We start from the raw sequence: 15,052 nt of genomic DNA, 5'->3' as shown, positions 1-15,052 counted from the left end.
GGCGCCGGCGTACACCTACGGTTGGACGCGGCGAAGTGAGCCATTCCGCGCAGCGACTTGTTTCCGAGCGCGTTATGTTGCGCGGACGTGGTCGAAGTGGAGGAGGACAAGCTCGGCAGCGACGATCTTGCCGATCCGCCGGGCGACAGGCTGACGTTACGTGCCTTGAACGTGCCTTCGAGCAGGGCATTGCCACGTTTGGCGATGGCGCGGACACCGTTGTGGGCCTGATTGAGTTGCTGTTGCACGAACGTGAGCCGGCTGTCCCTGGGTTTCTTGAACGCCACGGTAATGGTGTCGGCCTCGCCTTCGTAGCCGAGGTCGCCGAGGGTGCGCAGGTCGCCGGTGATCGTGGTGAGGGCGGGCAGGATCTCGGTGTGCGTACGCACTGCGCTGGTGTCGTGTTGCCGGCCGGGGCGCACCTCGGAGGTCCAGATCGGCCAGCCGTCGGGCACGGTGATGACCTGGATGTTGCCGCCGTGATTGGCATGCTTGCCCGACCACCACAGGTCGACGCCAGGTGTCGGGCCGGGTGTGGCCGCGCGGTCGGTCGATCAGGGTGCCGTCGATGGTGACGTGGCCATAGCCGGCGGCTTTGGCGGCCAGCAGCGGCCCCATGCAGACTCGGTGACCGGGCGGCGAGCACGTCGATGCCCCCGTGCAGGTAGTCGTAGCCGGTGGACGCGCTGATCGCGTTGTCCGGGCCAATTGGCTCATCCCGGTGCCGTCGAGGAACCAGCGCAGAACGAGGACCGCCTGGTCGTGACAGGACAACGCCCGCGTGTCGGCACGGGTACCACGTCGCTGCCGCTCCGCTGTCAGCAGTCCGGCCAGGAAGTCCACCGTCTCATCGCGTACCGGCAGGACCGAGGGTATGTGACACTCGTCGTTCGGCGCAGCGTCCTTGTGAAGTTGATCTGTGGTAGGACCACCTTCATACCGGGATGCTGCGTCTTTTCGTTGCACCGCAACGTTTTCAGCGCGTCACCGCACCGCGTGGGCCCGGACAGCTACCCAGCGTTACCCGTTGTTACTCGGAATGGCTCACTGACCGCTCACGGACGGGCGTTGTTGATCCGCCCAGATGAGCGGTACGGGCTGACGCCGGCGCACCTGGACGAGATTGAGGCGTTCACACGGTCCGGGCTTGCATGCGGCCGGAGGTATCGTCTCCGCACCTGCTGAGCCACGGGCATGCCCAGTTCATGAACCGCGTTCTCATTCTTGGCACCTACGGGTTCGTACGCAGACCGTCGGGTACGGCTGCCTCCACTACGCCTTCGCCGTCCTGCTCCACCCGATCGCCGCGGACCTGCAACCAGCCCGGCCGCGGTCACCGGCGCGCTCACCAGCGCCATCCTGGCCTGGGCCGCCGCCGCGATCCCGGTCGGGCGGTGGCTCGACCGGCACGGCGGCCGGGCCCTCATGACCGTTGGCTCCGTCGCCGGCGCGCTGCTGCTCGTGGCCTGGTCCCGGGTCGAGGCGGTCTGGCAGCTGTACGTGGTGTTCGCCGGGCTCGGCGTGGCGATGGCCACGGCGCTGTACGACGCGGCGACCGCAGTCATCGTGGCCTGGTTCGACGCCGGCCGGCGGCCTCGCGCGATCCTGGCGATGATCGTCGTTGCCGGGTTCGCCTCAACCATTTCATGCCCCTCACGGGCCTCATCGAGCACCGATACGGATGGCGCACGACGCTGCTCGTCCTCGCCGGGCTCTACGCGGCGGTCGCCGTGCCGCTGCACGCCACCATCGTCCGCGCGCCAGCAGCCGCAGCCCGGCACGGCGACCTGCCGCGCGCGCGAGCGACGCGGAGCGGGCCGCCGCAGTCCGCTCCGCTCGCCGCGACGGCCGGTTCTGGTGCCTGGCCGTCGCGTTCGTCGCGCACAGCGCCGCGATGAGCGCCATGACCGTTCACCTCGTCGGGTTCCTCGTCAGCCGCGGCCATCCGGCCACGTTGGCCGCCACCGTGGCCGGGCTGCTCGGCGTGCTGTCGGTCACCGGGCGGCTGCTGCTCACCGGCGCCCGCCGACGCCTGCCGCTGACCGCGGTCATCGCCGCGGTGTTCACCACGCAGGCGGTCGCCGGCGCCGCGTTGCCGCTGCTGGCGGGCAGCCGGGCCGGGGCGGTCGGCGGGGTCGTCGCCTTCGGCGTCGGGTTCGGTGTCGCCTCACTCGCCTCGCCCGCGTTGCTCGCCGACCGGTACGGCACCACCGCCTACGCCACCATCGCCGGCACCCTCAACACGCCGGTCACCCTCGCCAAGGCCGCCGCACCGCTCGCCGCCGCCGCGCTCACCGCCCTCACCGGATACGGCGGCACCCTTGCCGCGATCGGCGGCGCCTGCGCCGTCGCCGCGGTCGGCATCCTCGCCCGCGCCGGCACTCCCCCACCGAACAGCGGCGGCGCCGCGCTCAGGTAGTCCGGGCGCTTCATCATGGTATGTCGGACAGCTTCACCAAGCGGCTGCGATACCTGATCGCTGCGGCTGGGCTGTCGCCGGTGCGGCCGCATGATCTCCGGCATGGCGCGGCCAGCCTCGCCCACATCACAGGTGCGGACCTCAAGACCGTCCAGGACCAGCTCGGCCGCGCCAGCATCGTGCTCACCGCCGACACCTACACCAGCGTGCTCCCCGCCACCCACCACAAAAGCCGCCGAGGCAAGCGTCCGGCTCGTACTCGCCACCGCGAGAGGGGTTCGGAACCAAGATCCGCCGCCGCAACCGGCCGGGCGGCCCGCCCCGACCCCCGCAGAACTCCACCACCGTTGCGACCGGATCCGGCCTGAAACCGCAGGTCGAACTCGACGCACAGGGTGTGAAGCGCCGAAACGACGCAAGCAGCAACGAGCAGCCAACAAGCATCCGCGGTCCACATCGGACCGATAGGCAGGACGAAACAGCAGTTCGGGTGGTGGGCCGCCAGGAACTCGAACCCTGAACGGAGTCACGGCAATGCGGTTTGGTGAAGCTGAAACCGTTGCACCACAACGGTTTCAGCTTTGTCATGGTCGGGCTCGGTGCGATCGGTTGCTGCACCTCGACTTTCGCGGTGTGTCCGAACGCATGTGCGCCGAGTAACCTGATCTCGTCATCACGAGTGGCACGCCCAGTGGGAAGCAACAGCGTTATGCACTGCGGATGTCGAGGTCGGGGTGGGCCTGGTCGTACTGGTGCCGTGCCTCGGCAATGACGGGGCGATGGGTGACAGACCAGTCAGCGAGTGTCTTGACCAGGTGGGTCAGGCTGGCCCCGGTCGCGGTCAGGCGGTAGTCAACCTTGGGCGGGACGGTCGGGTACACGGTGCGTAGCACCAGTCCGTCGCGTTCCAGTCTGCGTACGGTGAGGGTGAGCATGCGCTGGGAGATGCCGTCGATTGCACGTTGCAGTTCCCGAAAGCGGCGCGGCTCGCTGGCGAGTTCGACGATCACGAGTACCGACCACTTGTCCCCGATGCGGTCCAGGACGTCGCGGATCCCGCAGTCCGGGTGATCTTCGTGTCCGCAGGGATCGAGGTCGGCGGGTGCGACGGTTACTTCAGTGTGCGTCGGTGACATCAAACTGCCTCCTTGTTGCCGATACGCGGGCGGATCAGGATCACCGTAGTTACGGAAGAGAACCACTACGGAAGACTGTGACTCACATGATTTTGGTGACCGGAGCGAACGGGAACCTCGGCTCGGCCATGCTCGCGGCGCTTCATGCCCGCGGCGCGATCGCGACAGGTAGCAGCCGCACCCCGAGCCGTAAAGTGCGGCGGCTCGATTTCGACGACCCCTCCGGAATTGACCTTTCCGATGTATCGACCCTAGTGCTGATCTCGGCCGGGTATGCCGAGGACGACCAGGTCATCGGGCGGCACGCGACCGTCCTGGACGCCGCCACCCGAGACGGCGTCCGGCATGTCATCTACACGAGCCTGACCGGTGCCGGCGACCACCTCAGTTTCGCACTGGCGCACCGTGCGACCGAACGGCTCGTGCGCGCCTGCGGCCTGCCGTGGACCGTCCTGCGCAACGGTCTTTATGCCGAACTCTTCGGCGGCCTGCTGATCTGGGCCGACGGCGGGGTGGAGTCCCCATTCGACGACGGCGCCGTGGCCGCGGTCGCCCGCGCGGACCTCGCCGAGGCTGCGGCGATCATCGCCGCGGCTCCAGCACAACACAGCGGGCGCACCTACGATCTGGTCGGCACGCCGATCACGGCAGCGCACGTGGCCGGCCGGCTCGGAGTCCCGCACCGGACCATCGGCCTGGGCGAGTACCGGCGCAGGCTCCTCGACGGGATGCCGGGATTGCTGCCGTTCCAGCCGCCGATGCTCTCTTCGATTGCGACCGGGATCCGGCACGGCTTCCTGGGCGACACCAGTCCCGACCTCGCTGCCATTCTCGGCCGCCCGGTTTGTGACCCGCTGGCTACGGCTGTCACGGCCGCGTCTGCCAGCAGACCGGAGACGGCCGGATAACGGCGGGCAGCACACCTCCTGCAATGGCACGGGTCCTCCCGGCGACCGTCCTGAGAGGACTCAGGTGCGTTATCACGGAACTTGCACCACGAGCCCGTCCGACCCCGTCTGGTACCGGCGAAAAGCCGACCGTCGTCGTCCGGCGGGCGAGGGAACACGTCGGGCATGCATCGGCCATCGCTATGACTGAGCCCGACGGAAGATGGCGCCGAGTAGGCCGGGAAAAGAGGCTTCCAGCTCTGCGGTGCACAGCGTGTTGAGGGCCTGACCGCCTTCCCGGTGGGTGGCGATGATGCCCGCTTCCCGGAGGGTCTTGAAGTGGTGGCTGAGGGTGCTTTTGGCCACCCGGGTTTCGAACCGGCCGCACGCGATCGCCGTGTCCGACTCGCGCAACTGCCGGACAAGGTCCAGGCGTACCGGGTCAGCAAGGGCATGCAGGACAGCAATGACATCCAGGGCGGCGGGAGCCCGTGTGTGCGACGCCATGATTCCTCCTCGCGTTCACGGTACCTCTCCTGTTCCATGATCGTCGAACACGTTCTAGGGTAGTTCTATGAGTATCGAACACCGCCGGGGTGTCGTGGTGCTCGCGCTGATCGCGGCCTTCATGGTCTTCGTCGACGGCACGATCGTGAACCTCGCCCTCGCCCAGCTCGCCTCGCACCTGCACGCCTCCCGATCCGATCTGGAATGGGCCGTCAACGCCTACACGCTCTCCTTCGCCGCGGTGATGCTTGGTGCCGGGGCGATCACAGACGCACTCGGCGCGAAACGGGCCTTCGTGGCGGGCCTGCTGGTCTTCACCGCGTCCTCAGCGGTCTGCGCGGCCGCCACCTCGATGCTGATGCTCAACGTCGCCCGGCTGGTCCAAGGCGCAGGCTCCGCTCTGCTGCTGCCCAGTGCGCTCGTCCTGGCCACGGCATCCGCGACCGACGAGCGGATGCGGCACCGGCTTGTCGGCTGGTGGGCCGCCGCAGGAGGCATCGGAATGGCCGCCGGACCGCTGCTGGGCGGGACGCTCGTCGCGCTCGCGAACTGGCGGGCCGTGTTCGCCGTCAACGTGGTCATCGGAATCCCCGCCGCCGTCTGGAGCCTGCGCTCGATGCCCACCATTACGCGCCGCCCCCGGCGCCTCGACAACGCCGGCATGGGCGCCGCGGCTGTCTTGATCGGCGGGCTGGTCTTCGCGCTCATCGAAGCCCCCGCGCAGGGTTGGGTGAGCCCTGCGATCATCGCCGCCGCCGCACTGGCCCTCGCTGGGCTCGTCGGCTTCGTCTGGGCCGAACGGTCCACCCCGGCGCCTCTTCTGCCGCCCGGCGTCTACGCCGACCGCCGGTTCATCGCCACGGCCACACAGGGCGCGTTGTTCAACTTCGCCTTCTATGGGCTGCTGTTCGCGATGGGCCTGATGCTCCAGCAGGGCCGCGGTCTCAGCGCACTGGTCAGCGGGCTGCTGTTCCTGCCCCTAACCGGCCTCATCTCGATCGGCGCCGTCTACGCCGCCCCACTCGCGCAGCGCATCGGCCGCCCCGCTGTACTGGGTATCGGTCAGGCCGTGCTGGCCACCACGCTGCTCGCGGTGGCGTGGGCCAGCACCGCATCCGCGCTCTGGCCACTGGTACTTGCCCTTGTCCCCGCCGGGTTCAGCTCGGGACTGCTCGTAACCACCATGACCACACAAGCCATCGCCGCCGTCGAACCCGCCCTGCACGGAGCCGCATCCGCAGCGTTCAACACCTCTCGTCAGATCGGTGCCGCTATCGGCGTCGCCACTTTCGGCCCACTCCTCGGAGCCACGCACAACCTCACCGACGGATTCATCACCTGCGCGATCGTCGCCGCCCTGGCCACCACGGTTGCCCTCCTCCTGACCACGCTGACACAACCGGCCTCCGTACCCGCACGCGCTAAAGGCGCCAACGGCTGAGGCGCTACACGCATCATTCTTGTACGCCGGCGTGTCGGCGTTATCTCCCTCTGGCGAGGCGAAAGAGTTGCCTACGGAATGCGACGACAAGTTGGCCGCGAACCGCGGCGGCGGCCACAACGAGGTACCGCAGCGACGCCTCGACCTCCAGATCGCCGCACGTGGTGATCCTCGCCAAGGTCGGCGTCGTCCCGGGCGGCGTTCGGCGAGCGTCACCGGACCGGTAAACAGGAACCGGACGGGTCTCTGCCGATTGCTGTTGATCTCACAGCGCGGGTTGACGGTAATGTGTGGCCCTGGTGTGCCGGGAAGTCTGGTCGGCGTTGTCATGCTGCTGCGCCGAGACAGGAGGCCCGTTCGCGTGGCGTCTATCAGCACCGGTGGCGGCCGATGAACGACGTCGTAGGCTACGGCGCGGTCATCGCGCACTGGTGAGTGTTGCCGGCCTGCTCGCGCTGCTGTCCAACCGGGTCGGTGAGCGCATCCGGGTCCCCGCCCCGGCGATCTTCCTCGCCGGGGCCGCGGTGGTCTCGGACGTGGTGCCGGCGCTGCAGCGGATTCCGGTGCTCACGGTGCAGCGCATCGTCACGGTGATGCTGATCCTGCTGCTGTTCGACGGCGGTACGCGTTCGGGTTCGGCTGGGGCCCGGCGCTGCTGCTCGGGGTGGCGCTGGCCCCGACCGACCCGGCCGTGGTGTTCTCCGTGCTCGGCCGCCGCGAGGTGGCCGGCCGGTCCGGCACGATCCTGGAGGGCGAGTCCGGCGCGAACGACCCGGTCGGGATCGCCGCGATGGCCGCCGTCCTCGCCGCCGGCACCGGCGGCGGATGGTCCGCGATCGGCTCCGGCGTCGCCGAGTTCGCCCTGCAGATGGGCGTCGGCGCCGCGATCGGAGTCGCGGGCGGGGTGGCCCTCGGCGCCGCGATGCGCCGCCTGGCGCTGCCGAGCGGCTCGCTGTACCCGCTGCGGCGCGGCTCTCGTCATTACCCGGCCTGGCAGTGAGCTCCACCGCTGGCTGAGGCAAGGCGGTGCGCACGCCGCCGTCGTGCGCCCGGACGGCACGGTCATGCGCGCCGGGCGCGACCTGTCGGACCTCTGCACCGCCCTGCCGTGTTCAGGGCTTGAGAACCAGCCGGATCGGGGTGCCTTCCTTCTTCACGAGCCGTTCGACGCCTCGGGGTGCCTCGGACAGCGGGAGCACATCGCTGATCGACCCGGAAAGGTCGAGGCGGTGGTGGCCCACCAGGGAGACGAGCTGCTCGACGTGCTCGGGTGCGCTGCCGTAGTGGCCGCGGACCTGCTGTTTCAGGAAGCTGAACAGGGTGGTCTGGTGGATCGTCAGCGGTTGGGGTGCCAGTCCGACCAGGATCAGCCGGCCCTCGTTGGCGAGGACGGCCTGAGCCTGGGTCCAGACCGGCGGGGCACCTGCCAGGTCGAAGGCGACGTCGAGGCCCCGCCCGCCGGTGAGCCGGCGTACCTGCTCGGCGAAATCGGCGGCGCCCGGGTCGAGGACGTGGTCGGCGCCCAGGGCGAGGGCCCGGGTCCGGGCAGCCGGTAGCGGATCCACGGCGACGATCGGGGCGGCGCCGACGAGACGCAGCAACTGCACCGCGTGGGCGCCCAGGCCGCCCAACCCCCACACGCCGACGGCCTGGGCCGGGCGCACCTCACCGGTGCCGGTGATCGCACCCCAGGGAGTGGAGACCGCGTCGGGGATGATTGCGGCCTGCTCCAGCGGAAGATCGTCGGGTACGCCGACGAGGGTGACGTGGTCGGCGATCGCGTACTCGGCCCAGCCGCCGTCGTAGTCGACCCCGCGGGTCAGTGGGTGCTGGCACTGGCCGACCCGGCCCAGGAGGCAGGGCTGGCAGGCGCCGCAAGGCTGGCCGGCCTGCAGCAGCACGCGCTGCCCGATCTGCCAGTTGGCGGGCACCCGCTCATCACCAACGGCGTCGATGACGCCGGCGACCTCGTGCCCCAGGGTCACCGCGTCGACGGCGGTGTCCAGCCGCAGGCTGCCGTCGATGAGGTGGACGTCGGACAGGCAGATGCCGGCCGCGGCGACCTTGATCCTTACCTGACCCGGTCCGGGTTGCGGGATGGGTACCTCCTGCATCGCGAACTTGCCTGTGTTGTAGTCGAGCCGGCCGGCAAGCATGGTGGACATGACATTCTCCTTGTCTCGCGCTGTCTCGCGGTGCTGCGGTTGCCCCCACCGCGCGGGGCATGGGTGTCCGAACGCGGCGATCAGGCGAAGACGTCCTGCTGGTAGCGCCCGTCGTTCTCGAGCTGGTCGAGCCACGTCTCGGCGTCGCCGGCACTACCGCCCGTGTGGCTGCGGTGGATGCCGGCCAGTGCCTGGCGTACCGCCGGGGCCATCCGCTTGCCGTCGCCGCAGACGTAGATGTGGGCGCCGTTCTGGATCGCTGCCCAGACGCGGTCGCCGTCGGCGGTGATGGCGTGCTGGACGTACCGGTACGGGTGACCGGGCACGGTGGAGAAGGCCAGGTGCACCTCGGCGACGCCGGCCTGCTGCCACGCCTGCACCTCGTCGCGGTAGAACCAGTCGTGCTCCGGGTGGCGGCAGCCGTAGAAGACCTTCGACACACCGATCTCGACACCGCTTGCCTGCTGGGCGGCGCGCTCCTGCAGGAAGCCGCGCAGTGGGGCGAAGCCGGTGCCGGGACCGACGAGGATCATGGACGTCGTCGGGTCGGCCGGCGGGTGGAACGGCGGAGTTGGGACGCGGACGTAGCCGAAGAACACGTCGCCGGGCCGCAGCCGGGCCAGGTACTGGGAGGCCAGGCCGCGGTACTCCCCGTCGCCGGACAAGGCCGGACCCTCCACCAGGCCGACGGTCAGTCGCGGCCGGTTCGGTTCGACCATGGCGGCCGAGGAGATGGAGTAGAACCGCGGCCGGATGGGCCCGGCCAGCTCCAGGAAGGCGGCCAGCGGCAACTCGCTGGCGGGGAATTGCTCCAGCAGGGTGAGGACCGAGACTCGCTTGGCGAGGATCTCGTCCTGGTAGCGCCGGCGCGCCTCGTCGGTGTCGTCGAGGTACCCCTGGAGCTGGGCGGCAGTCCACGGGCACTGGGTGTGCTCCACCAGTGCCCGCACGTGCGTGCGCGTGGCCACGTCCTGCAGTTCGACGAACTCCGTCATCAGCAGCTCCGCGGTGACGGGCTGGTCGATCGGCAGGTGCGTGCCGGTGCTGCCCTCCTCGTGGCGCAACCGGACCACCTGGTCGCGGGGTACCCGAAGCAACCGCAGCGCCCGGGCCACCAGCTCGGGATCGTTCTTGGCGAAGACGGCCAAGTGGTTGCCGGTCTCGTAGCTGACCCCGTCGGGCAGCTCGACGGTGATCGACAGGGCCTGCGGGCGGGGCGCCTCCACGCTGAAGTCCCACAGCCCGGTCGGGTCGCCGACCAGTGCTTCGCTGGCCACGACGGTGATCGGGTACGCCTTGTCGGAAACCACTGCTGGGCGCACCTGCGCCTCGGTGAGGACCTCCAGCCGCAGCCGCGGGCCGGCGGTGGCGCTGGTGTCCGCGCCGTACTGTTCGGCCAGCGCCGCCCACAGCGCGTCCATCCACGTGGTTGCCATGCCGTCGAAGTCGCCGTTCGCGTCGACCTCACCGCGAGGCACGATCGGCGTGGCGCCGGCCGCCAGCAGCGCCGCCTCCACCCGCTTGGGGAATGCCTGGTACGTCACCCAGTGCGTGTTGCCGTTGCCCAGCACGCCGAACCGCATCTGCGACATCGATCCCGCGCTCAGCCCGCCGGCGGTGGCGAGGGCGTCGAAGCGCTGCGCGTTGTCCGGGGCCTTGCCGTTGTAGCTCGGCGTGACCACGACCAGGATCCCGTCGCTGGGCGGGTTGTCGGCCAACTCGTCCAGCGTGAGCAGCGCCGTGTCGAAGCCGGACTGCTCGGCCCGGCCGGCCAGCTGCCGCGCGAGATCCTCCGAGGAGCCCAGATTCGAGCCGTACGCGACGCGTAGCGTGACACCGACAGCGTTCACCGCGACCGCCGGCGCCTGCGGCTCCTGCACCGCCTTGGCCTCGGTGTCGAATCGCTCGTACGGCCGGCGGGAGCGCACCCGCACGATGAAGTTCTCCGGCTTGCGGGTGAGCGTCTCCTTGACCTTGATCTGGTAGTCGTTCGGGTCGGTGATCGCGAAGTTCTGCAGGACCAGTGCGAGGGCGAGCCGGGCCTCCGTGAGGGCGAACTGCCGGCCGATGCAGGCCCGCTCGCCGTTGCCGAACGGCTTGTAGGCGTGCGGGTGGTGCTTGGAGATGTTCTCTGGCAGCCACCGATCGATGTCGAACTCGGTCGGCCGGTCCCACGCCTTGGGGTGCTTGTGCAGCGCGGGGATCTGGACCATGACCTGCTGGCCCTTCGGCACCGCGTACCTGCCGCCGATCACGGTGTCCTCGAACGGCGCCAGGGCGATCGCGGGGATCGGCCCCCACAGGCGCAGGGTCTCGTCCAGGATCCGCGGGATCACGTCCAGCTTCATGATCGTCTCGTAGGTGGGCACCGTGTCACCCGGCAGCAGCCGGTCGACCTCCGCATACGCCTGGGCCAGCACGTGTGGGTTGCGCAGCAGCATGTACAGGGCGTAGGAGAGCAGGCCACTGGTGGTCTCGTGTCCGGCGATGAGGAACGTCACCACGTTGTTGCGGATGTTCTCGTCGGACAGCGGCTCGCCGGTCTCGGGGTCGACCGCGCCGAGCATCAGGCTGAGCAGGTCGCGGCGACCATCGCCGCCACCCGCGCGACGCTCGCGGATGACCTCCTCGACGAGCGACTGCATGACGCGGACGTTCTCCTCGAAGGTCCGAACCTGCCGGACCCGCAACGCGGTGACGAAGGGCGGCTGCCTCAGCCGCGCCATGGCCTCCATCAGCGCGTCAGCCATGGCCTGCAGGAACGGGTGCAGCGCTTCGGTGTCGAAGGAGTTGAAGCGGTAGTCGAAGCCGGTCAACCCGATCGTGTCGAGGGTCAGCCGGGTCATGTCCGCGACGACGTCGAGGTCCTTGCCCTCGTTGCGCCGCCACTTGCCGACCAGCGCCTCGGCAACCTCGAGCATCTCGGGGAAGTACGCCTTCATCGACCGCTGGCTGAACGCGGGCATAAGGATCCGGTGGGCCTTGCCCCAGTTCGGCTCGTCACCCCTCGCCGTGAACAGGCCGTCCCCGGCAATTGCCCGCACGTCACTGTGCGGTTTGTCGATCGGCTTGTAGAAGCGCGACTCGTCGCACACCTCGGCCACCATGTCCGGATCCCAGACCAGGACGATCTCGCGGTTACCCAGGGTGAGCCGGTAGATGCCCTCGGAAAACTGGCGGGTCAACTCCTCGAAGAACGCAGATGGTGCGTCCGACGGGATCTGCAGCGCGTTGCCGACGATCGGAAGCCCGCGCGGGGTGGGAATGGTCTGGAGGTTGCGCATCGAAGTCCTCCTCATTGCGAGGTCACAGGCGATGTCGTGGAGAGCCTGAACTAACGGCCGGGAGTATCAGCCATACAGTGTATGGCTGCTGCTACCATACGGCGTATGGCTACGGTTGGGCAGGCAGCGGGCGGCCGGAGAGACGCACGTCTCACCGAAGAGGGCATCTACGCCGCGGCGTTAGGGCTTATTGATCGCGACGGGATCGAGGCGCTGAGCATGCGCAAACTCGCCGCGGTGCTAGGAGTGAACCCGATGTCGCTCTACCACCATGTGCCGAACAAGGCCGCACTGCTGCGCGGCGTCACGAACCTCGTCGCCAGGCAGTTCCGGCCGAAATCGGGCGACGGTACCTGGCAGGAACAGCTACACAGCGTCGCCCATGGCTTCCGTGCGCTGGCACATCAGCACCCCAACCTCATCGAGCACAGCTTCGCCAACCCAAGCTCCATTGACCGGGAAGACCCGTTCTGGACGGCGCTGACCGGCATCCTGCACACCGCGGGCGTGCCGCCCACCGATGTGGCCCCGGTCGCGGCGGTCATCACCAGCCTCTTTTCGGGCTATCTCATCGCCGAGGTCAACGGGACCCTCGGACGTCTCGCCGCCATGCAGCCCGCACTCGAGTCAGCGGAGTCGGCCGGTGCACCGGGTGCGGTCGCCGACGGCGACCGCGGTTTCGAGCTAGCAATGCAGACGCTCATCCTGGGCCTAGAGGCGCAGCTCACCCGCGGGCGCCAGCCCGGTCCCGGGCTTGCCATCACGTGACCGCGACGCCGTTGGCAAGCGGAAACTCCGCGCGCAGGGCGGTCCCCGCTCCGGGTGGGCTGTCGAGGAAGAGCCGGCCGCCGAGCGCCTCCACGCGATCTTTGAGCCCGGCCAGACCGGTGCCGCCGGTGAGGTTCGCGCCGCCGACACCGTCGTCGCGGACCGAGACGCGCAGGACCTCGTCGGCGGTCTCGACGGTGACCGTGGCGACGGAGGCCTGCGCGTGCTTGGCCACGTTCGTCAGCGCCTCGGCCACGACGTAGTAGGCGCTCACCTCGATCGGCTCGGGCAGCCGGGCCGATGTCCGCACGTCCAGTTCCACGGGCACGGATGAGCGGCGAGCGAGCGCCTTGAGCGCGGGTCTGAGACCACTTTCGGTGAGGGTCGCCGGGTGGATGCCGCGCGCGAGCTCACGCAGGTCGTCCATTGCACCGGTCAGCCCGGTGGCGATGTTGTCGAGCTCCTCACCGAACTCGGCCTGCGCCCTGCGCACCTGCAGCGCCAGGGAGACCAGCCGTTGCTGGGCTCCGTCGTGCAGGTCCCGCTCAATCCGCCGGCGGGTCTCGTCGGCGACGGCGATGAGACGCGCGCGCGCCTCCGCCAGTTCGCTGCGCGCCTCGGCGTTCGCGATCGCCTGTGTGATGAGGTCGGTGTACTCGAGCATCCGCTGCTCGGTGTCCGAGGGAAGCCGTTCACGTCGCGACGCGACGCCGATCGCGCCCCAGATACGCGCGCCGACTTCCTGGGCCACCGCGGCGAACACCAGATTCGGCCCCACCCCTCGGGCGACCAGGGTCGCCACCCGCCGCAACGCCTCCTGCTCGTCGGCGACCCGGCGAAGCCTGTCCCGCGCTGCAGCATTGGCGATCGCGGTCGCGGTGAGCGCGGCGAGATCCGCCAGGCGGTCCTCCGCGCCGGAGGGAAAGCCCACTTCGCGCGGCAACCATGCGGCCAGCATCCCCAGCGGCTACCGCCACGGTGATCGGCGCGCCGACCGCCGACCGCACCCCCCGTCTGCGCACAACGGCAGACACCGCGCTGGAGCCATCAGCCGACTCCATGTCGATCGGCTCCTTGTCGATCCGCACCGGTCGGCCGGTCTCGAACACACGTGTAGTCACGTCCTGACCGCCCAGCGGGATCCGGCCGCCTATGGCGACGACATCGCCCGTTCTGCCCCACGAACCAACCGGCACAGCGCCATCGGGATCGTATCTGGCCACAACCGTGGACTCGGCAGCCAGCAGACGGCCCACCTCCTCGGCGACCGCCGCGAACACCGCCGCCGGCGACGCTCCCTGTGCGACGAGCGTCGCGACCCGCCGCAGCGAGGCCTGCTCGTCGGCGAGGCACCGCAGCTTGTTCGGGCTCAACTCGCGCCCAGTCTCCGTCATGACCGAATCAGTCCCCGGCCCGCTCTCCCTCTCCAGCAGAGGGGCGTGCGCTCACGCGAGACTGGATCGTCACGCGGGAGGCGGCCACCTGCGCTGGCGTGCTCACCACAACGCTATCCGGTGGCCCACGTGACCGTGGAACCCGGCATGGTCGTCAGACGGTGGCATTCCTGGCGAAACCCGTCATCGGGCTCCGGGTCGTACGTCAGCGCCTCGTCGCCATGCATCCGGAAGACGTCGGAGGGCGAGAAGTGCACCGCGCGTACACCTGGGCGCGTGAGATTCACGAGAACCCTCATCGGGTTGGCCCCTTCCGCGTGGCGTTCCGGTGGCCTTCCCGGGCGTCGTGACGGCAAACCCATCCCACCGACCGCGCCAGTCTTGAGGCGGCTCACGCTCCCCGCGTCCCCGGCCGGCGGGCCGGCTGCGATGAACGGTTCGATGGGGCAGTTGCCGGCGCCCGCGCCGTGGCCGGCGAGTGACGCGCAACGCGGGTGGCGCCCTCCTCAACGGCGGTGAGGCTGTTGGCCACAGAGAGGGACAAGTTCTCGTGAGCCTGGATGCCGATTTCGGTGCCAGGGTCGAGGACGTCCTGGTAGGCGCGGACCCGGTCTCGGACGCCATCCAGGGTGAGCCGTCCGCCGGAGTCGGTGACGTAAACACAGTGGGCGCCGTAGGACTCCATCAACCTGGCCTGCGCCTGGGTGGACAGCCCACTCGGGGCGGGAGCACTCTGCGGGCGGAGCGCCACCTCATCGACACCAACGGCGGCAGGTTCACGTGATCCGGAGCCCGAAGTAGGCTAGCGGCTCCGGGTGAGCTGCGCCTCGAGACCCACGACCCCCGATGAGCGTCTGGATCGCCAACTCGAAGCCGCGATTGCCTCGCGGTCGGCGACCCTACATCGGATCATGGCCTCGGCCGTCTTGTGCCCTTCGCGGACGTACTCACTGGTGGCGGGCATGCTGGCTTGGATGAGCGCGCTGGTGACCGATACCACCGAATCGTTCTGACCGGTCGGTCAGCCCTTGACCGACCGGTCAGGCATGCT

At 69.4% G+C, this 15,052-nt stretch carries 10 protein-coding genes and 4 pseudogenes; 6 read left to right on the top strand and 8 right to left on the bottom strand.

Going from position 1 to position 15,052, the window contains the following annotated elements; all coding sequences use genetic code 11:
- Window positions 1–72: 72 nt before the first annotated feature.
- Window positions 73–876, bottom strand: a pseudogene (locus ABD901_RS46720) (transposase family protein).
- Between the two features lie 805 nt (window positions 877–1,681).
- Between ABD901_RS46720 and ABD901_RS46715 the strand changes: the two are divergent.
- Together ABD901_RS46715 and ABD901_RS46710 are read left to right on the top strand one after the other, a co-directional pair.
- A complete protein-coding gene (locus ABD901_RS46715; protein WP_345138275.1) occupies window positions 1,682–2,419 on the top strand; it encodes an MFS transporter in 738 nt (245 codons plus the stop codon).
- A gap of 20 nt (window positions 2,420–2,439) precedes the next feature.
- A complete protein-coding gene (locus ABD901_RS46710) occupies window positions 2,440–2,787 on the top strand; it encodes a tyrosine-type recombinase/integrase (RefSeq protein ID WP_345138273.1) in 348 nt (115 codons plus the stop codon).
- Window positions 2,788–3,126: 339 nt separating this feature from the next.
- On the opposite strand, the gene ABD901_RS46705 is transcribed toward ABD901_RS46710, so the two are convergent.
- Window positions 3,127–3,555 carry a winged helix-turn-helix transcriptional regulator gene (locus ABD901_RS46705; protein ID WP_345138270.1) on the bottom strand — a complete coding sequence of 143 codons (429 nt, stop codon included), beginning with the start codon at window positions 3,553–3,555 and terminating at the stop codon, window positions 3,127–3,129.
- Between the two features lie 86 nt (window positions 3,556–3,641).
- Here ABD901_RS46705 and ABD901_RS46700 point away from each other — a divergent pair, with 86 nt between their 5' ends.
- Complete coding sequence (locus ABD901_RS46700; RefSeq protein WP_345138268.1) at window positions 3,642–4,463, top strand: NAD(P)H-binding protein; 822 nt, start codon at window positions 3,642–3,644, stop codon at window positions 4,461–4,463.
- 180 nt (window positions 4,464–4,643) lie between these two features.
- Here the strand turns inward: ABD901_RS46700 and ABD901_RS46695 are convergent, their stop codons facing one another.
- On the bottom strand, window positions 4,644–4,949 hold the full coding sequence (locus ABD901_RS46695; protein WP_345138266.1) for an ArsR/SmtB family transcription factor: 306 nt from the start codon (window positions 4,947–4,949) through the stop codon (window positions 4,644–4,646).
- A gap of 97 nt (window positions 4,950–5,046) precedes the next feature.
- On the opposite strand from ABD901_RS46695, the gene ABD901_RS46690 reads away from it, so the two are divergent.
- Window positions 5,047–6,390 carry an MFS transporter gene (locus ABD901_RS46690; protein WP_345138263.1) on the top strand — a complete coding sequence of 448 codons (1,344 nt, stop codon included), beginning with the start codon at window positions 5,047–5,049 and terminating at the stop codon, window positions 6,388–6,390.
- Window positions 6,391–7,030: 640 nt separating this feature from the next.
- Window positions 7,031–7,390, top strand: a pseudogene (locus ABD901_RS46685) (cation:proton antiporter domain-containing protein); the annotation flags it as partial.
- A 112-nt stretch (window positions 7,391–7,502) separates the two neighbouring features.
- Here ABD901_RS46685 and ABD901_RS46680 read toward each other — a convergent pair.
- A complete protein-coding gene (locus ABD901_RS46680) occupies window positions 7,503–8,555 on the bottom strand; it encodes a zinc-binding dehydrogenase (RefSeq protein ID WP_345138261.1) in 1,053 nt (350 codons plus the stop codon).
- A gap of 80 nt (window positions 8,556–8,635) precedes the next feature.
- Entirely contained in the window at window positions 8,636–11,839 is a 3,204-nt protein-coding gene (locus ABD901_RS46675) for a bifunctional cytochrome P450/NADPH--P450 reductase (protein ID WP_345138259.1), read from the bottom strand.
- A 105-nt stretch (window positions 11,840–11,944) separates the two neighbouring features.
- Here ABD901_RS46675 and ABD901_RS46670 point away from each other — a divergent pair, with 105 nt between their 5' ends.
- Complete coding sequence (locus ABD901_RS46670) at window positions 11,945–12,607, top strand: TetR/AcrR family transcriptional regulator (protein WP_345138258.1); 663 nt, start codon at window positions 11,945–11,947, stop codon at window positions 12,605–12,607.
- On the opposite strand, the gene ABD901_RS46665 is transcribed toward ABD901_RS46670, so the two are convergent.
- The 3 genes and pseudogenes from ABD901_RS46665 to ABD901_RS46660 form a co-directional block, all read right to left on the bottom strand.
- The gene (locus tag ABD901_RS46665) at window positions 12,600–13,538 is read right to left on the bottom strand and encodes a sensor histidine kinase (RefSeq protein WP_345138256.1); all 939 of its coding nucleotides are present in this window, start codon (window positions 13,536–13,538) and stop codon (window positions 12,600–12,602) included. The two genes, ABD901_RS46670 and ABD901_RS46665, sit on opposite strands and share 8 nt — an antisense overlap.
- A gap of 55 nt (window positions 13,539–13,593) precedes the next feature.
- Window positions 13,594–14,001, bottom strand: a pseudogene (locus tag ABD901_RS59275) (GAF domain-containing protein); the annotation flags it as partial.
- Between the two features lie 425 nt (window positions 14,002–14,426).
- Window positions 14,427–14,722 (bottom strand): annotated as a pseudogene (locus tag ABD901_RS46660) (4-hydroxy-2-oxovalerate aldolase); the annotation flags it as partial.
- Window positions 14,723–15,052: the final 330 nt, after the last annotated feature.

It is taken from the genome of Dactylosporangium darangshiense (assembly GCF_039537565.1).
Lineage (GTDB): Bacteria > Actinomycetota > Actinomycetes > Mycobacteriales > Micromonosporaceae > Dactylosporangium > Dactylosporangium darangshiense.
Note: the sequence above shows the minus strand (reverse complement) of the source record. Positions and strands in the feature narration are given on the sequence as shown.